We start from the raw sequence: 17,280 nt of genomic DNA on the forward strand, positions 1-17,280 counted from the left end.
CGGAGGGGGATCTTTGTTAGCGGGACGATAAGGGCACAAGCCGAAGCGCGTTTTCCGAATAAATTTTGGCCAGTACCGGCTTGGGAAGGTCTAACGATTCCAAAAGCTCTTGATGGATATTGTCGAAATCATCTCTTCCGTAAATGACGCGGTCCTGAAATTCAATCAGAAATCGCTTCGTGAATTCCGGATCGCGGCTTAATGCGCGATGACCGGACCCGGCGGAGATTTCACAATACAGGTTCGGGTATTTGCGCATCATCTCGACGATTTTGCCGCCGGGGAGCACCGGACCTTCGGGGTAAGCAGCCTTATCGTATTGATCGTCTCCGGAAAGATGTGCCCAGAAGCCCGGCGCATGGCCGAAGAAGTTTGTCGCGGGGCAAGCCGCAACCGCTCTTTCGAAGGCTTCGATGCCGCCGCCGTACCACCAATTGGGGCGGGGATACCGATTGCCGGTATCGAATTCGTAGTCGATGTGCACGATCACCGGCAAGCCGCGTTCGCCGCAGAAGCGGTACATGCGGATCGCATCGGGATTGTCGTACATCATTCGCAGCTTGAGCTCTCCGTAAACCCGCACGCCGTACAGATCGATCGCCGCTTCCAACCGGTCGATCGCATCCGGCCGCCGCGGGTCGGGCGCATATCCGATCACGAACCGATCCGGATGGCGCCTGGCATATTCCACGCACCTTCGATGAGAAATCGGGCCGTCCGGTCCGGAATCGGGAATGACCCGGCGATACCTTGGATCGTATTCATCCTCGGGGCATTCCCAGCTTAACATCCAAGCGACGTCGATGTGATACCGGTCCATATTTTCCAAGACCTTATCAACGGAATGCCCGTACCAATCCGGGTGGTTATGCGCATCGATGATCATGGATTCGCCGCCTTGGCCGCGTAATGTAAGGCAACCTTTCGGATGGCGCGGGCGGTTTCTTCCGCATCTTGTTCGGTGAAAAATTCCGAGACCTGCAGCCTGACGGCCGTCTCCAAGATTTTCTCCGCCTCCGGACAATCCCCCGCTTTGTACTCGATATCGGACAAATCGAAAGGAAAGCGGCTTCCCAGGTAAGCCTCTTTCTTCAGAAACATCGGCTGCAGGTACATCACCCGCGGAATATATCCCGCCTGGTTCGGAACGCCTTCGGCGGCCAGCGCTTTCGAGAACTCGTCGCGCGTGACGCCGAGCGCCGATTCGTCGACCCTAAACATGTAGAACCAGAAAGAAGAGCGGGAGCCGTCCGTTACGCGATGCGGAAGCACGCCGGGGATACCGCGGATGCCGGCGCTGATGCTCTCGCCGTAACGGCCCCGCCGCTCGCAGACCCATTTCAGCCTCTTCAGCTGGGCGATCCCGACAGCGCCCTGGAGCTCGGTCATCCGATAATTCGGCGCGAGTCCGTGCAGGTCCTTCACGACGACGTCCGTGCCGAACCGCCGGAAATTTTTGTCCGCGAACGCATGGGTTCGCAAATACAACTCCTCGTCTTCGGAATTGACGGTCACCATGCCGCCGTCGCCGGTGGAGATATGCTTGAAGTCGTTGGTGCTGAAGCAGCCGAAGTCGCCGATCGTCCCGGCCAACCGCCCCTTATAGTAAGTTAGATAGGATTGCGCGCAGTCTTCGATCACTTTCAGGCCGTGCCTTCGGGCGATGTCCATGATCGGGTCCATATCGCAAGCATTGCCGGCGAGATGAACGACGACGATCGCCTTGGTCCGCGAAGTGATTTTCGATTCGATCGATGCGGGCGACATATTATAGGTATCCGCCTCCAGGTCGGCGAATACCGGGATTGCATTCTGATACAGAATGCCGATTAAGGTCCCTTGATCGGTAATCGGCGAGGTGATGACTTCATCTCCGACGCTGATGCCCGCTGCGCCCAGCGCCGTATGAATGGCGGCCGTGCCGGAGGAGACGGCGACGCTGTAGGGTACGCTGTAGATCTCATTGAAATCCTGAAGGAATTTCTTCACCTTCCGGCCGTGGTGATAGAAGAGGGTATTTTGCTCCAGGGCCTCGGATAGTTCTTTTAATTCTTCTTCTCCGAATCTTTTTCCCGTGCCGTAGGGAGTTGTTTTGGTTTTGCCGCCGCCCATGAGCGCAAGCTTCTCCTGTTCCATCTCGCATCACTCCTTTAACGATCTACGTTCATCATATCTTTCGAGGTAACGAATATCTCGCCATCCGTTGAAGCGATGCAGTCAAAAATTGATCTGTTTTGGTGTTATGTTAACGTTATTAAACATATCGCAGATATTCGAATTCGCAGCGTATGAGTATCATTTTTTGCGTACATGTATCATTCCTGTAGTATTTTAAATGTTATCATTGATAACATCGATCGCAAAAATAGAGCCTTTCGATTAGATAAAATCCGTTTTATTGTTGGGGGAAAGGAGGAGACAGCCTCATGCTGAAGTCGGCCATAAGCCCAGCTGTACAGCCTAACCGATGGATTCGGATCCGTAAGAAGGTATGGAAAAGCAGATACATGTATTTGTTTGTGCTGCCGGGGCTATTGTACTTTCTGATCTACAAATACCTCCCCCTGCTCGGCTCCATTATCGCCTTTAAAGACTACAGTGTATTTCGGGGGTTTCAGAACAGTCCTTGGGTGGGTTTGAAGCATTTCGAGCGAATCTTCGATAATCCGGAAGTCGTCCAGGTGCTGGTAAATACGCTTGTATTATCGTTTCTGCAAATCGCGTTTGCGTTTCCCGCTCCGATTCTGCTCGCCTTAATGCTGAACGAAGTACGCTTGGAATGGGTAAAGCGAATCATTCAATCGGTCGTTTACCTTCCTCACTTCCTCTCGTGGGTCGTTGTCGTCGGCGTCGTTACGATTTTTCTGCGCGGGGAAGGATTAGTCAATAATCTGCTAGGTTTATGGTTCGGGATCGAATCCATCCCGTTTCTGCAAATGCCGGGTTTGTTTAAGCCGCTTCTCGTGCTTGAGGTGATATGGAAAGAAACCGGCTGGAGCACGATTATCTTTCTCGCCGCGCTTGCCGGCGTGAATCCCGAACTGTATGAAGCGGCGGTGGCGGACGGAGCCGGGAGGCTTCGTAGAATTTGGCATATTACCCTGCCGGCCATTCGCAGCACGGTAGTGATCCTGTTGATTCTGCGGCTCGGGAGCGTATTGGACAACGGCTTCGAGCAGGTATTTCTGATGCTGAATCCCTATGTTATGGATGTCGGCAATGTTTTGGATACATACGTCTACTATAAGGGGATCGAGCAGTCGGATTTCAGCTTCGCTACCGCCGTCGGATTGTTTAAGTCGGTGGTGGGCCTGATTCTTGTCATAGCCGCCAATCATCTGGCGAAGAGGTTCGGGGAAGACGGCATTTATTAAAAGGAGGAGGGAACGCCGTGCTGTACCGATCTGCGTCGGACCGTTTATTAGATACTGTAAACATCGTATTGCTTGTATGGATCGCGGGGATGATGTTCTTTCCGTTTCTGTACATTTTCTCCGTATCCTTTTCGTCGATGAGGGATTATTTGGAGCATGATTTCTTGCTCTGGCCGAAAACGTGGGTGACGGATGCCTACCAATATATCTTAGGAAATAACCGATTTGTCCGTTCCGTCTTCGTTTCCTTGTTTATCGCGGCGGCGGGAACTTTATTGAATCTGTTGTTCACGACAACGATGGCGTACGGGCTGTCGCGTCCTTTCTTCGGCCAGAGAACGATGATTTTCATGGTGCTGTTCACCTTTTTATTTTCCCCCGGCATTATCCCGACGTATTTGATCGTAAAAGAAACGGGGCTGATCGACTCGCTCTGGTCATTGATTATTCCGGTGCTGATCAGTCCGTGGAACATGATCGTCATGCGGCAATTTTTCCGCAACATTCCCGAGGAGCTGACGGAAGCGGCGACGATGGACGGCGCGAATCCGATAACGGTCTTCACCCGCGTGATCCTCCCGTTGTCCAAGCCCGCGCTGGCGACATTCGGTTTGTTCTATGCCGTCGCGCACTGGAATTCCTACTTCAGCGGCCTGCTCTATATTAACAATCCGTCGAATTGGCCGATCCAGGTGCTGCTCCGGCAAATCGTGATTGTGAACGATAATACGGCACTGCTGGAACAGCAGGGTTTCGTAGAGGCGCCTCCGGCCGAAACGATCCAGATGGCGGCGATCCTGCTGGCTACCGTTCCGATTCTTGTCGTGTATCCTTTCCTGCAGAAGCATTTCGCCAAGGGGGTGATGCTGGGATCGGTGAAAGGATAGGAACATCAAAATTAAGGGAGGTTCCGATTTCAATGTTTCTGCGAAAATCGTCCGTCATTCGTGATCTCATCCTGATCAGCGCCATAGCCGTACTGGTCGCCGGCTGCACCTCTAACGACGGGAGCGGCGAACCGACGGCTCCCTCGTCTACTTCTACTCCGACTTCGACGACGCCGTCGGATCAGCCGTCAGAGGAAAAGATGCACGACATCAGCTTTATGAGCTATTCCTACGTCAGGTTTCCGGAGCCGGAGAGCCCGGGCGTGCAGGCGATTCGAGATAAGTTTGCGGCGAACGTCCAATCCCAGTTTATCCTCGCCTCGGACTTTAATACGAAGCTGTCGGTTGTCATGGCTTCCGGCGATATGCCGGACGTCGTACATATTCAGAGCGCCGACGCCAATTACATCAAATGGGCGAGGGAAGGCGCCTTCCTGCCGCTTGACGATTACATCCAGCAATACGAAACCTTCAAGCTCGTGCCGGACGCCGTATGGAACCAGTTTCGCGTAGACGGAAAAATCTACAGCATACCGATGTATTCCCCGACGTACATGCAAAGTATTACGATTCGCCAAGACTGGCTCGATCGTCTTGGCTTGAAGGTGCCGACCAGCTATCAAGAGCTGCTGGAGGCAGCCATCGCCTTCACCCATAACGATCCGGACGGGAACGGCAAGAACGATACGTACGGCTTCGCCATGGCGGAGAAAAATACCCCCGAATTTTCGGCCGGCGCTTACTGGTCCGGCGGTTGGTACCATAAAGATCAAGACGGAAACTACATTCCGGGTACGATCGGACCGGGACGCAGGGAGGTTGTAGAGACCCTCTCCAAGGCTTATGCCGAAGGGGCGGTGACGAAGGATTTTGCCGTGCTGAATTGGGCGCAGGCCAACCAAGAATTTTATTCCGGGAAAGCGGGCATCTTCATCGGCATTCCGAACGGCATGGAAGAAAGCTACTATATGGGCTTACTTGAGGTACATCCTGACGCTGTGGTTACGTCAATCCCTTATTTTGTCGCCCCGGACGGCTCGCAAGGCTCCTTGCTGAACCAAGGCTATTTCGGTTTGACGACTTTGTCATCCAAGCTGGCGGACGATCCTGAAAAGGTGAAGAAAATCTTGACCATTCTGGATTATGGCCGCACCTTCTTCGATCCGAAGGACAGAACGCCCGACAACGAGCATTTCGACTGGCTGATGGGCGGGGAGGGGAACGGATACGACATGACGGACGGCAGAGCGGTCGTCCGGGAAGGCGCGGAGAGCATCGCGCCCGTCGGCTACATGTTCGCGCGGGAGGAATGGAGGCCGTGGGCTCCGAGCAACGAAGCGAACCAGTATTCCAAGATGGTATACAAGGATCCGCGCATGCAGGAGTTTATCGGCAAGATCGAAGCGATGGAAGTCAATCATAATAAAACGCCGTACGCCGATCCGAGCAGGGGCATCTATTCCGAGACGTGGGCGCAACATGGGTTAGAGCTTACCAATTACCTTAACGGAGAAATTACGAAGATGATTTCCGGCCATCGCCCCGTATCGGAATGGGATCAGATGGTTCAGGAATGGAAGGACCGCGGAGGAGCGGACTACATCAAAGAAATTAATGAAGGGATTAAAGCGAAACAATAACCGGCGGGAAGGGATGAAGCGGACAGCGCTGTTCGCTTCATCCCTTTTTTCATCCGGGGTAAAGACCAAGCTGCCTGGTCCCATGTAATTACGCATGGGTCTATACTCGATTTGTTTTCGCGGAACAGGAACAAAACAAGCCTCCGTCCCGTATTGTTAGTAAACCCGAAGGAGGGCGTGCCGCATGTTTCAAGAACTGAACGACCGGTTGGCGGAATTGAAGGGCAAAGCTCGACAGAAAGCCGCCTGGGAGCGGCGGGAGCAGGAGCTGGCGAAGGAACTCGAACGTAAGCGTCATGAACGCGGGCAATGGGAAGAGCAGCTGCGCGCCGAGCAGAAGGACGTGGACCGATTGACAGGTCTCAGCTTAGGCGCCTTATTTTACGCGCTTATAGGCAAACGCGACGAGAAGCTGACCCAGGAGGAAACCGAAGTCCTTCAAGCGAAGCTGAAGCGGGACGAGGCGGCGGATACGGTCGCCGAATTGGAGGCGGAGCTGGACGAAGCGAAGCGGCGGCTCGGCGAGGTGCGCTTCATCGAGAGCGATATCCAGGCGGCGTTGGAGGAGAAGCGGAGGCTGATCCTCGCTTCGCATCCCGGTTTGGCGGCCGAGCTGCAGCAGTTGACCGACCGCGAAGCCGAAGCGCAAGCGAACGCGAAGGAGCTGAGCGAGGCGGTGTCCGCCGGCCGGGCGGTTATGAACGCTCTGGAACGCGCCGAAGATCGGCTCGGTTCGGCGAAAAACTGGGGAACGTACGACATGCTCGGCGGAGGCCTGATCTCGACGGCGGTGAAGCACGGCCGCATCGACGAGGCGCGATCCGCGATCCATCACGCGCAGAGCGCCTTGCGCCGATTCCAGACCGAGCTGGCCGACGTGCAGCGCGACGTCTCGATTCGGATCGAAGTCGGGGAGATGTTGACGTTCGCGGATTACTTTTTCGACGGGTTCGTTACGGATTGGATCGTGCAGGGCCGCATCAACGATTCGCTTGCGCAGGTGTCGAACAAGCGAGCGCAAATCGCCCGCATCGCGGCCGAGGTCGAGAGCGAATGGCGGAAGGCGGAGGCGGAGCTGCAGACGCTGCGCCGTCGGAGATCGGCGTTGATCGAGAACGCGTAACGCGCCGGTTCTATTGTGCGGCTTGGGGTATGGCGGCGCGTGCGCGAACGTAGACTATTATGCGGAGGAATGATACCATAATGCCCATAAGATGGCGAGAATTATTGCCTGAATTCCCCAGCGCGGGCGCGTGGGTGAACGGAGAGCGAACGAAGGCGCAGCTGACGGGCCGGCCGACGCTCGTTCACTTCTGGGCGGCGAGCTGCGAGACGTGCCGGGCCGGACTGCCGCTGGTGAACGAATGGCATCGGAAATACGGCGGGCCCGACGGACTCGGGCTGCAGACGGTCGGCGTCCATCTGCCCCGAACGGCGGAGGACGAGGACGCCGCGGCGACGGCCGAGATTATCGCTCGGTACGCTATCTCGCATCCGGTGCTGCTCGACGGCGATCGCGCGGCGGCTGCGGCGTTCCGGAACGAATGCGTGCCGGCGTATTATGCGTTCGACCGAGCGGGCCGCCTGCGCCATTACCAAGCCGGAGACCGAGGGCTCGGCTTATTGGAGCAGCGGATCCAGAAGCTCTTGTTGACGAAGGAACCCGAATAGGAGGATTGGTACACGTGAACGTACCCGAGAACCGCAAGTACAGCGAAGAGCATGAATGGGTCAAGGTGGAGGGGAACCGCGCGACCGTCGGCATCACCGACTTCGCGCAAGGGGAGCTCGGCGACATCGTCTTCGTGGAGCTGCCGAAGGTAGGGGACACGATCAAGCTCGGCGACCCGTTCGGCAGCGTCGAATCCGTGAAGACGGTGTCGGAGCTGTACGCGCCGGTCAGCGGCAAGGTCGTGGCAGTGAACGAGGAGCTGAACGACGCGCCGGAACGCATCAACGAAGCCCCGTACGAAGGCGGCTGGATGGTCGTCGTGGAGATGTCGGACCCGACAGAGCTCGACAAGCTGTGGACGCCGGAGAAGTACATAGAAACCTACGGAGTATAACGGGGAACATGCGGCCGGGTGGGCTCGAAAGCTCACCCGGTCGGCGTTCCCGAGAAAGAACGGAGGGATCGATGAAAGAATGGAACATGGCACGTCGCTAACGTCGCTGATGATCGTCGTCGGCGTCGCGTTTCTCGTACCGGTGCTGCTGCATCGGTTCAAGCTGCGGTTTCTGCCGGTCGTCGTGGCGGAAATCATCGTCGGCATCGCGATCGGCAAGAGCGGGTTGAATTGGGTCGCCGAAGATCCGTACCTAGAGATGCTTTCTTCCTTGGGATTGATTTACCTCATGTTTTTAAGCGGGCTGGAGCTGGATTTCTCGCTGCTTACGTCGAAGCCCGGCGCGAAGACGAGCGGGCCGAACGTCATGAAGGTAGGCTTCGCCGTCTCGGCGGGGGCGCTGTTGCTGGCGGTGGGACTAGCCTTCGGGCTCCAAGGCGCGGGGCTGATCGAGGAGCCGTTCTTCTTCGCCATCGTGATGGCCGCGATCTCGCTCGGCGTCGTCGTTCCGGTGCTGAAGGAGAAGCGCTTGATCGAAAGCCGGATCGGACAAGTCATCCTGTTCATCACCGTCGTGCTCGACTTTACCGCGATGATTCTATTGGCATTCTATATTAGTCTACGGTCGCAGGATTTGTATGTCATGCTGCAGCTCGTGTTGTTTTTCGCGGCGGCGTACGTCGCATACCGTCTCATCCGCCGGACGTTGAACCGGAAAGTATCCGAAGCGATCAAGGCGGGAACGATCCAGATCGGTACGAGAGCGGTCTTCGCGCTCATCCTGTTTTTCGTGGTGCTGTCCGAGACGCTCGGCGTCGAAGTGATCTTAGGCTCCTTCCTCGCCGGCGCGATCGTCTCGCTCATGCTGCCCAAGAAGGACTTCGTGCATAAGCTGGAGACGTTCGGCTACGGCTTCCTGATCCCGATCTTCTTCGTGATGGTCGGCGCGGATCTGGAGCTCGGAGCGCTCCTTCGGGAGCCTAGCGTCCTGATGCTGATTCCAGTGCTTCTGGTGTGCTTCTACGTCGCGAAGATGCTGCCGTCGCTGCTGCTGCGCCGCTGGTACGCTTGGCGCGAGGCGGTCGGGGCCGGGGTATTGCTGTCGGCGAATCTGAGCCTCGTCGTCGCCGCGGTGGAGGTGGGCGTCAAGTTCGGCATTATCGACGAGCAGCTGCGGGGCGCGCTCATCCTCGTCGCGATTCTGTCGTGCTTTATATCGCCGATCTTATTTTCGCGGTTTTTCCCGAAGGCGACGCCGAAGCGGCTCTCCATCGGGATCGTCGGCGCGAACCATATTACGCTTCCGGTGTCGCTCGATCTAGAGCGGGAGCAATACGACGTTCGGCTCTATAGCGTCGCTTCGGCGGAGGAAGCGGCCAAGGAGCCGAAGACGAGCCGGTTCCCCCTTCGCGAGGTGGACAAGCTCGAACCCGAGGCGTTAGCCTCGGCCGGCTTGTTCGACCGGGACGTCATCGTCTTCGCGACGGCCGACGACGACGTGAATTTGTCGCTCGCCCGCGAGGCGAAGGAGCGGGGGGCGGCGCGGATCATCGCCCGGGTGGAGGAGCCCGACCGGCTTGACGTAAGCGAGGGCGAGATTCCGCCGGACGTGCAGCTGCTCTCCTCGCTGTATGCGACCCGCACGCTGCTGAAGGCCGTCATCGAGCACCCGAGCGCGGTGAAGCTCATTACGCAGCACGACGATTCGATCCAAGAGGCGGAGCTGCACAACCCGGCCTACGACGGCATGGCGCTGCGCAATCTCCCGTTCCTCGGCGACGTGCTCGTCATGCGCATCTTCCGCGGCGATTCGTTCGTCGTGCCGCACGGCAATACGGAGATCAAGCTCGGCGACCGGCTTCTCGTCAGCGGAGACGTCGAAGAGATCGCCGCGGTGAAGCGGGAGATGGCGTAAGCCGGACGACACGGATATCGCAAAAACGAAAGCCTTGCTTCGCGACGTCAATCGTTCGCGGGGCAAGGCTTTCGCGTCGGGAATCATTTATGCCTTCAATTTCTGATACCGTTCCATATACTTCAGCACCGTCAGCACGAACGTCGCATGCGACCAGGTGAGCGGCGCGACCGAAATCGGGCTGCCGTCGAACGGATCGACCTGCTCGGACAGCACGCCGCTCTCCATCGCATGGTCGACGACCCATTCGATCGTGCGCCGCGGCGACTCGAGGTCGGCGAGCGACTGGGCCGTCTCGATCTCGAACTCGGCCATCCAGAGCGTACAGATGATCCACGGATTGCCCGGCACGACGTCGAGGTCGGAGGACATCTGGAAGTAATAATCCTGATAGTATCTCGCGATGCCGCCGACTTCCGTCTTGATCGACAGGCCGTCCTTGATTTGCCGCATCGTGCGGACGACGCGTTCGTCCGACGCCGGCAGCACGCCGAACTCGAAGATGCCGTAGATGCTGCTCTCGAGCGTCATATCGCGTACCCACTTGCCGTCCTGCTGCTGCAGCCCGCGGGCGAAGCGGCCGGCTTCCTCGTCCCAGAGATGGGTCAGAATGCCGTTCTTGATGCGTTCCGCGGCCTGCTCGTACCGGCTGCAGCGCGCGTCGTCGCCGAACAGTCGGGCGAAGTTCGCCGCCGCGACCATGCCGCCGTAAACGGCGGACGCCGTGAACGTATAGATGCCGTAGCGCTCCTCCCACAGATCGTAGCTGGGCTTCGGCAGCTGCAGCTCGGGATCGACGTACGAATATAGGAAACGGGCGGCCTTGCGGATCAAGCTCGGGTACAGCGACTGCGGCAGCTCGATGACGCCGTGCTTCGCGTAGTCGGCCCACAGCGCGAACAAGACCAAGGCCGTCTCGTCTTCTTGGATCGGGAGCTGCTGTTGTCCGTTATGTACGTACGGATGCCAGGAAGAGCCGACGGTGCCGTCCGGGTTGTACTTATGATGCAGATACCCTTCGTCCGTAATCGCCTTGGCGCAGAAGTGGAAGAACGGGACGACCATGCCTTGGTAGCCGGCCATCGACATCGCGTATGCGACAAGCGCGCCGTCGCGAGGCCACATGTAGCTGTAATGGTCCCGGTTGTAATTGAGAATGTCGGTGTCGTTCGCCGCGATGATGGCGCCGCGCTCGTCGATCTGCGTGCGCACGGTAAGCAAGCTTTGTTTATACATGTCGACGACGTCGTCGCGCAAATCCCCGAAGTCGCGCTCCTGCTTGTTGACCCAGCGCTGCCAGTATATTTTCGTCCGATCGAGCAAGTTGCCGGGGCCGCTCTCCCGAACGTAGGCATTGAGCTTCTTCACCTCGTCGAGCGTATGGCCCGCGGTCATCCAGTAATACATCGTGTGCGTGGAAGACGGCTGAAGGAACAGGCGGAACGAGATCGTGCTGTCCACGGAGCCTTGCGCGATCGGGTTGCCCATCAGATGGCCGTCTTCCGCGTCTTTCCAGGTGCCCTCGGCTTGATGAAATCGCTTGACGCCTGTAGTATATTGATAGATGCCTTCCTGACCGGTCGAACCGTTGAACATGAAGTAGTGGTCGCGCTTGTAGTGAAAAACGGTGTTGTTCGCGGGGTAGTAGGCGGCGGTATCGCCGACTTCGGTTTCGTTAATGACGAGATCCTGGTGGAAGAAGAGGCGGACTTCCCGTTCGTGCTCGGTGTCGTTCTTGACGGCGAAACGACGAATGAAGATGTCCTCGCGTTGGTGGACGCCGTCGTTGATCGTGAGCGTCAGCCCGAGTCTCGGATGCGTCGCGGTGACGCAGGTGACGAGGGAATCGTCCTCGTAATCGAGCGTGCGCCGCCATTCGTCGTCCGCGAGCCATGCGAACTCGCCCCCGGCCCAAACGCCGACGCGGCAGTGATAACCGCTCACATGATTCAATTGTCCGACATAAGGATAGTACAAATCGCGAATGTAGCCGTTCCGATCCAGGTTGATGAGCATTTTACCGTTTCCCGTTACGAGATGCCTTGGCACGCTACCACTTCCTATCGTCTTCGATTCTCTATATGAAGCTTATATTTTCATACAGTATAACCGGAAACGGTCGATTACGCATCAGATTCGTCATCGGTTTCCGTCGCCTCGATTCATTGCGATCCGATTCGGCGCGGCTCGGCCGATATGCGCGGCAGCAGCTTGATCAGCTCGTCGACCTTGTTGCTCGCGTCCAGGACGCGCTGGAATTGCTCCCAGTCGATCGAGAGATGACGGATGGATGCGCCGCGGTGATAGGCGACGACAAGGGAACGTTCCTCCGGATCGTAAGACACGTAGGCGATCTGCTTATGTTCCAGCGGGACGACATGCGCCATTAGTACCGAACCCCTTTCTCGCGGGAAGATGATGGTAGCTTTTTATGATATGCGTTAATAGTATGGAATAGAACGTTCCGCAGGTCCGTAAGGCTGGTCCGATGCGGGTTTTCTGTTAAAAAGTGCTTGTCTTCGGGAAAAAGGAATTGTACGAGTCGAACTCGAATAAGAAGAAGATATCCGAAACGAACGTACCGGGAGGGATCAAGATGAGCTTTTGCTGCGGCGCGAGCATGATCGGCACGAAGGGCAGCATCCGCCACCTTCGGACGCAGATTCATAACGTTCCGATACTGTTTTGTCCGGTATGTCACCGGATCGAGGTACATTATCTCGTCGAGGACGAATACGAAATCCTGGCCGAGTACGCTGGGGGAGACGGCGCATCCGAAGTGGACTTCGAAGATTATTCGGACGCTCCGCTGCACGACGCGTTGTTCGAAAACTGCGTCAATCAGGAGCACGAGGATCCGCTCGCGCTCGTCACGAACCAAATCGATATGGCGCTCGACCTGCTTCGCATCGCCAAGGGCCTCGACGACGTCGAATGGGAATATCAGTTGAAGAACCGGCTGCGCGTCATGAGCGGCCGAAGAGATAAATTGCGCAGGAAAAAGACGACGGGCGGCTATCGATAATGCGAACCCAGCGAAACAAAGCGGGGGGGAGAAGCGTCTCATGAATGGGGCGCTTCTTTTCTTTTTCCAATCGGGAGTACCCCCACAAAGCTCGAAGCCGCATCGAATAGATTAGGAACCGAGGTGAACCGGGTGATCTTGCTGCTCATCCAGAAGTGGTTGAAGCGCACCGACAAGACGACGACGTCGTCCGCCGGCGCGCCGATCGAAGACGAGGTGGCCGCGATCCGCGCGGGAGACGAAGCGCTTCGGGGCGACGTCATCGCTCGGTATCAGCCGTACGTGGCCAAGACCGCGTCACGCTTCTGCAAACGCTACATACACCCCGAATCCGACGACGAATACAGCATCGCGCTCTCGGCGTTCAACGAAGCGATCGACGCGTTCGACCCGCAGGCGGGCCGCGCGTTCCTCAGCTTCGCGGAGACGGTCATCCGCCGGCGGTTGACCGACTACGTGCGCAAGGAGCAGCGTCATGCGTCTCACATTCCCCAGAGCGCTTTCCTCATGGAAGACGACGAGGGGGAGACGTACGATCCGATCGAGGTCGACGCCTCCGTGGATCGATATAAGCTGGATCGGGAAAACGAGGAGCGCAAGCTCGAGATCGAGACGCTGAACCGTGAGCTCGCCGACTACGGCATCACGTTCGGCGATCTTGTCGACGGCAGCCCCAAGCATGAAGACACCCGGCGTTCGCTGATCGGCATCGGGGCGCTCATCAGCCGGGATTCGGCCTTGTTCGGGCCTTTGACGAACAAGAAGGCGCTGCCTCTGAAGGAATTGTCGGAACGCGTCGACGTCTCTCGGAAGACGTTGGAACGGGGACGGAAATATATTATTGCCGTCGCTTTGATTCATCTAGGAAATTATCCGCATTTGCAGTCCTTCGTGGCGCCGGCCGCATCGGTTTCGAGCGGAGCCGGTGCCGCGGCGCAACGCGGCGAGAACAAGGGGTGGGAAGCTTGAAGAAGGGCGTCGTCATGGAAGTCGGGGAGCGTCATGCGGTCGTATTGACGGATTCCGGCGCATTCGTTCGCTTGGCGAAGCGCGGACGAACGTTCGCCGTCGGGGAAGAGATACCGCTTCCCGCCGCCCGAAGAGGGCTTCCGCGCAGGGCGTGGTACGCCTTGTCGTCGACGGCCGCCGCCGCGCTGATCTTCGCCATGTTCCTCTTCTCGGCGCTGCCGGGAGGCGGACCGCCGGTCGCGACGGTGCCGGACGATTTGAACAAGATCGCTGTGACGGAGACGCCGTCGGTCGATCCCGGGTCTACGGATGCGACGCCGCCGGCGAACGACCCGGCGCCTGCGCCGATGCCGGTCGCGTACGTCTCGATCGACATCAATCCGAGCGTCGAGCTCGGCCTCGACGCGGCGGGGACGGTCGTGAAGGCGAGCGGACGGAACGAGGACGCGACGGAACTGCTGGACGGGCTCGAGCTCGTCGGGCTGACGCTCGAGGCGGCCGTCGCTCAGGTGATGGAAGCGGCGGAGACGAAGCTGCTGAGCGCGAGAACGGAAGCGGACATCGTCATTACGAGCGTCGTCGTCGACGAGACGGCGCCGGTGAAGGAAGAGGAGCTGCAGGCTCGCGCGAAGGGCGAAGTGGACCGCGTCATCCAGGAGCACCATGCGGAAACCGCGGAAGCGTACCGCGTTACGGTATGGTCCGCGCCGAAGGAAGTGCTCGAGGAGGCGAAGGAGTCCGGTTTGTCGGCGGGTAAGATGGCGTTCCTTCTGAAGGCGCAGGCGAACGGCGTTCAGGTGACCGCCGAAGAGCTTCAGAAGTCGTCGATCCACGACGTGGCGAAGCAATACGCGGATAAGAAGCTGCTGGACGCGGATCCGACGTGGACGAAGGAGACGATGAAGGAGCTGCTGAAGCAAATCAAGTCGGAGATCAAAGCGTCCGAGGACGACGATGACGACGAGAAGGACGACGACCGAGGCGACGGCGGGAAACCGGGTAACGGCAACGGGAAAGAAAACGGCAACGGCAACGGCAACAGTAACGGCAACGGCAGAGGAAGCGCCGCCGGAAAAAACGGGAGCAGCGGGAATGCCGGGAATGCCGGGAACAAAGGTAATGCCGGAAATGCCGGAAATGCCGGAAATGTCGGTACTCAAGGCAACGGGAAAGCCGACGACGACGATCGCAATCTGAAGATCGACCTTGAATTCAATTTCGATTGGGGAAAATGGAGAGATTGGGGCGGCGGCAACGAGGAAGACGACGATCGGGACGAACGCGAAGACGACCGGAAGAAGGACGACCGGCGCGGCCGCGACGACGACGATCGGAACGAAAGAGAGAAGAGCGAGGACGGACCGCGTCGCGACGACGGGTCCGTCTCGGCGCGTCCGAACGAAAAGGACAAGGATAAGAAACAGGAGACAGACAAAGGGAAAGACAAGGAAAACGACAAAGACGAATCCAAAGAAAAGAACGAAAAAGAGAAGGAAAAATAAGGGCTCCGGCATCGCCGGGGCCTTTGCCCTGTGTTAAAATAGTATCGATTCGCACGGTCAACCTTACAGCGGAAGGATTTGAGAGGCTTGCGATATAACGTGTTCGGCAGAACCGGCCATACCGTCTCCGCACTCGGCTTCGGCGCGATGAATTTGCCCGGCGTGCCGTTCGAGCAGGCGCGCGACGCATTGAATTACGCTCTGGATCGGGGCATTACGTACATCGATACGGCGGCGGGATATCGGAACAGCGAAGAGATCATCGGCGACAGCATCAGCCATCGCCGGAGCGAATATTTCCTTGCGACGAAGACCGCCCAACGCGAATACGAGAAGGCGAAAGAAGAGATCGATCGCAGCCTGAAGCGGATGAAGACCGACTACGTCGATCTGCTCCAGATTCACTATGTGAATACGGTGCAGGAGTTCCAGAAGGCTATGGGGGAGAACGGTTCCTACCGCGCCGCGCTCGAAGCGCAGCGGGAGGGCAAGGTGCGCTTCATCGGCATCTCCGGCCATCGCCCGGACTTGCTCGCGAAGTGGATCGCGCCGGGCCAATTCGACCAGGTGTTGTTCCACCTGAGCCTCGTGCAGCCGTTCGCGCTCGACGAGCTCATTCCGGTCATGAACCGGCTCGGCATGGCGAAGACGGCGATGAAGCCGTTATCCGGCGGCTTCGTGCAGCCGGTCGAGAAGGCGTTCCGTTACACCTACAGCCAGGACGTCCACACGATGATATCCGGCATGGTGAGCGTCGACGAGGTGAAGGAAAACCTCGCCGCTCTCGAGCGCGAGGTCGAGGCGGAGGAGAAGCGGGAGCTGGAGTCGATGGCGGCGAACTTATCCGCCCATAACTGCCGCCGCTGCAACTACTGCTCCTGTCCGCTCGAAATTCCGATCCCCGATATGATGATCTCCAGCGTCGTTCGTCGCGAGCTCGGCCTGCTGCCGAAAGGCCAGGCGTTCTACGAGAAACATAAGAGCAAGATCGTCTCCTGCGCCGACTACGAGCCGTGCCGGGAGAAGCCGCTGTGCGAGGAGAAGTGTCCGTACCATCTGCCGATGCAGCGGACGATCCAGGAAACCGCGGCCACGTTAGCTTAGGAGAACAGCGGATTCGCTCTTCGCCCGCCCTCGCGTTTGGATGCGACGGGCGGGTTTGCTATAATGGGAGCACGATGGATACGGAGGTCGAAGGGTATGTTTTTCAAGAAGACGGATGTCCCCGCGAACGACCGCGTTCCCCCGGGGCAGACGCTGACGACCGGTTTCCCGGTGCTGCATCACGGGGACGTGGCGCGATATAAGGATGTTAGAACGGAATGGAACCTCCGCGTCTTCGGCTTGGTCGAAGAGGAGCTGCGGCTGTCGTACGACGAATTCATGGCGCTGCCGCGCCGCGAGTTCGGCAACGACATCCACTGCGTCACGACTTGGTCGAAGCTCGACAACGTCTGGGAAGGCGTGGCCGTCGGGGAAGTGATCGGCCGCGTGAGGATCAAGCCGGAAGCGAAGTACGTGATGCTGCACGCGGAGCATGGCTGGACGACGAACTTGCCGATCGCGGATTTTCTTCGAGAGACCACGTTCTTCGGCCTGAAGCACAACGGCGCGGAGTTGACCCCGGAGCATGGGTATCCGGTCCGCATGGTCGTGCCGCATTTGTATTTCTGGAAGAGCGCCAAGTGGCTGCGCGGCATCGAGTTCATGGCGAAGGATAAGCCGGGCTTCTGGGAGCGCAACGGGTATCATATGTATGGCGACCCGTGGCGGGAAGAACGCTACGATTTCGATTGAGGGAAGGGGGAAACCCCTTCTTTTTTATTTTGTACAGCAATTGACATGAACCCTCGATAACAATATTCTGAAGTAATACCCATTTTATGGGTCATAATCTAAGGA

Annotated in this window: 16 protein-coding genes; 12 read left to right on the forward strand and 4 right to left on the reverse strand. The window is 57.9% G+C overall.

Annotated elements, in window-relative coordinates:
• Positions 1-16: 16 nt before the first annotated feature.
• Together FE782_RS14960 and FE782_RS14965 are read right to left on the reverse strand one after the other, a co-directional pair.
• Positions 17-886, reverse strand: a complete 870-nt coding sequence (locus FE782_RS14960; RefSeq protein WP_138195020.1) for an amidohydrolase family protein — start codon at positions 884-886, stop codon at positions 17-19.
• A complete protein-coding gene (locus tag FE782_RS14965) occupies positions 883-2,136 on the reverse strand; it encodes a DegT/DnrJ/EryC1/StrS family aminotransferase (RefSeq protein WP_138195021.1) in 1,254 nt (417 codons plus the stop codon). Before FE782_RS14965 ends, FE782_RS14960 begins: the two co-directional genes overlap by 4 nt.
• 290 nt (positions 2,137-2,426) lie before the next feature.
• Here FE782_RS14965 and FE782_RS14970 point away from each other — a divergent pair, with 290 nt between their 5' ends.
• From FE782_RS14970 to FE782_RS15000, 7 genes are all read left to right on the forward strand, one after another.
• Positions 2,427-3,374, forward strand: a complete 948-nt coding sequence (locus tag FE782_RS14970; protein WP_138195022.1) for an ABC transporter permease — start codon at positions 2,427-2,429, stop codon at positions 3,372-3,374.
• Between the two features lie 17 nt (positions 3,375-3,391).
• A complete protein-coding gene (locus tag FE782_RS14975; RefSeq protein WP_138195023.1) occupies positions 3,392-4,261 on the forward strand; it encodes a carbohydrate ABC transporter permease in 870 nt (289 codons plus the stop codon).
• Between the two features lie 32 nt (positions 4,262-4,293).
• Positions 4,294-5,901, forward strand: coding sequence for an extracellular solute-binding protein (locus tag FE782_RS14980; RefSeq protein ID WP_138195024.1), 1,608 nt, complete (start codon positions 4,294-4,296; stop codon positions 5,899-5,901).
• A 184-nt stretch (positions 5,902-6,085) separates the two neighbouring features.
• Positions 6,086-7,024, forward strand: a complete 939-nt coding sequence (locus tag FE782_RS14985; protein ID WP_138195025.1) for a hypothetical protein — start codon at positions 6,086-6,088, stop codon at positions 7,022-7,024.
• Positions 7,025-7,104: 80 nt separating this feature from the next.
• Positions 7,105-7,572: a redoxin family protein gene (locus tag FE782_RS14990; protein ID WP_158299404.1), complete on the forward strand. Its 468-nt coding sequence runs from the start codon at positions 7,105-7,107 to the stop codon at positions 7,570-7,572.
• 14 nt (positions 7,573-7,586) lie between these two features.
• Positions 7,587-7,967 carry a glycine cleavage system protein GcvH gene (gene gcvH, locus FE782_RS14995; RefSeq protein WP_138195027.1) on the forward strand — a complete coding sequence of 127 codons (381 nt, stop codon included), beginning with the start codon at positions 7,587-7,589 and terminating at the stop codon, positions 7,965-7,967.
• A 79-nt stretch (positions 7,968-8,046) separates the two neighbouring features.
• Positions 8,047-9,882: a monovalent cation:proton antiporter family protein gene (locus FE782_RS15000; RefSeq protein WP_138195028.1), complete on the forward strand. Its 1,836-nt coding sequence runs from the start codon at positions 8,047-8,049 to the stop codon at positions 9,880-9,882.
• Between the two features lie 87 nt (positions 9,883-9,969).
• Here the strand turns inward: FE782_RS15000 and FE782_RS15005 are convergent, their stop codons facing one another.
• Both FE782_RS15005 and FE782_RS15010 read right to left on the reverse strand, forming a co-directional pair.
• Positions 9,970-11,931, reverse strand: a complete 1,962-nt coding sequence (locus FE782_RS15005; RefSeq protein WP_138195029.1) for a glycoside hydrolase family 15 protein — start codon at positions 11,929-11,931, stop codon at positions 9,970-9,972.
• A 113-nt stretch (positions 11,932-12,044) separates the two neighbouring features.
• Positions 12,045-12,269 (reverse strand): KTSC domain-containing protein, encoded by a 225-nt coding sequence (locus tag FE782_RS15010; protein ID WP_138195030.1) that lies wholly within the window; start codon positions 12,267-12,269, stop codon positions 12,045-12,047.
• Between the two features lie 209 nt (positions 12,270-12,478).
• On the opposite strand from FE782_RS15010, the gene FE782_RS15015 reads away from it, so the two are divergent.
• The 5 genes from FE782_RS15015 to FE782_RS15035 all read left to right on the forward strand — a co-directional run bounded on the left by FE782_RS15015 (position 12,479) and on the right by FE782_RS15035 (position 17,175).
• Positions 12,479-12,907 (forward strand): hypothetical protein, encoded by a 429-nt coding sequence (locus FE782_RS15015; RefSeq protein ID WP_138195031.1) that lies wholly within the window; start codon positions 12,479-12,481, stop codon positions 12,905-12,907.
• A 132-nt stretch (positions 12,908-13,039) separates the two neighbouring features.
• On the forward strand, positions 13,040-13,876 hold the full coding sequence (gene sigI / locus FE782_RS15020; protein WP_138195032.1) for an RNA polymerase sigma-I factor: 837 nt from the start codon (positions 13,040-13,042) through the stop codon (positions 13,874-13,876).
• Positions 13,873-15,378: an anti-sigma factor domain-containing protein gene (locus FE782_RS15025; RefSeq protein ID WP_138195033.1), complete on the forward strand. Its 1,506-nt coding sequence runs from the start codon at positions 13,873-13,875 to the stop codon at positions 15,376-15,378. Before sigI ends, FE782_RS15025 begins: the two co-directional genes overlap by 4 nt.
• 87 nt (positions 15,379-15,465) lie before the next feature.
• The gene (locus FE782_RS15030) at positions 15,466-16,482 is read left to right on the forward strand and encodes an aldo/keto reductase (RefSeq protein WP_138195034.1); all 1,017 of its coding nucleotides are present in this window, start codon (positions 15,466-15,468) and stop codon (positions 16,480-16,482) included.
• A 96-nt stretch (positions 16,483-16,578) separates the two neighbouring features.
• Complete coding sequence (locus tag FE782_RS15035) at positions 16,579-17,175, forward strand: sulfite oxidase-like oxidoreductase (protein WP_138195035.1); 597 nt, start codon at positions 16,579-16,581, stop codon at positions 17,173-17,175.
• The last annotated feature ends 105 nt before the right edge of the window (positions 17,176-17,280 follow it).

Source organism: Paenibacillus antri, from assembly GCF_005765165.1.
GTDB lineage: Bacteria > Bacillota > Bacilli > Paenibacillales > YIM-B00363 > Paenibacillus_AE > Paenibacillus_AE antri.

What these genes read in the sequence shown, in the direction of transcription:
- FE782_RS14965 (WP_138195021.1), bottom strand. Translation starts at nt 2,136, where the DNA reads ATGGAACAGGAGAAGCTTGCGCTCATGGGCGGCGGCAAAACCAAAACA.
- FE782_RS14985 (WP_138195025.1), top strand. Translation starts at nt 6,086, where the DNA reads ATGTTTCAAGAACTGAACGACCGGTTGGCGGAATTGAAGGGCAAAGCT.
- FE782_RS14980 (WP_138195024.1), top strand. Translation starts at nt 4,294, where the DNA reads ATGTTTCTGCGAAAATCGTCCGTCATTCGTGATCTCATCCTGATCAGC.
- FE782_RS15015 (WP_138195031.1), top strand. Translation starts at nt 12,479, where the DNA reads ATGAGCTTTTGCTGCGGCGCGAGCATGATCGGCACGAAGGGCAGCATC.
- FE782_RS14970 (WP_138195022.1), top strand. Translation starts at nt 2,427, where the DNA reads ATGCTGAAGTCGGCCATAAGCCCAGCTGTACAGCCTAACCGATGGATT.
- FE782_RS14990 (WP_158299404.1), top strand. Translation starts at nt 7,105, where the DNA reads ATGCCCATAAGATGGCGAGAATTATTGCCTGAATTCCCCAGCGCGGGC.
- FE782_RS14960 (WP_138195020.1), bottom strand. Translation starts at nt 886, where the DNA reads ATGATCATCGATGCGCATAACCACCCGGATTGGTACGGGCATTCCGTT.
- FE782_RS15000 (WP_138195028.1), top strand. Translation starts at nt 8,047, where the DNA reads ATGGAACATGGCACGTCGCTAACGTCGCTGATGATCGTCGTCGGCGTC.
- FE782_RS15010 (WP_138195030.1), bottom strand. Translation starts at nt 12,269, where the DNA reads ATGGCGCATGTCGTCCCGCTGGAACATAAGCAGATCGCCTACGTGTCT.
- FE782_RS15035 (WP_138195035.1), top strand. Translation starts at nt 16,579, where the DNA reads ATGTTTTTCAAGAAGACGGATGTCCCCGCGAACGACCGCGTTCCCCCG.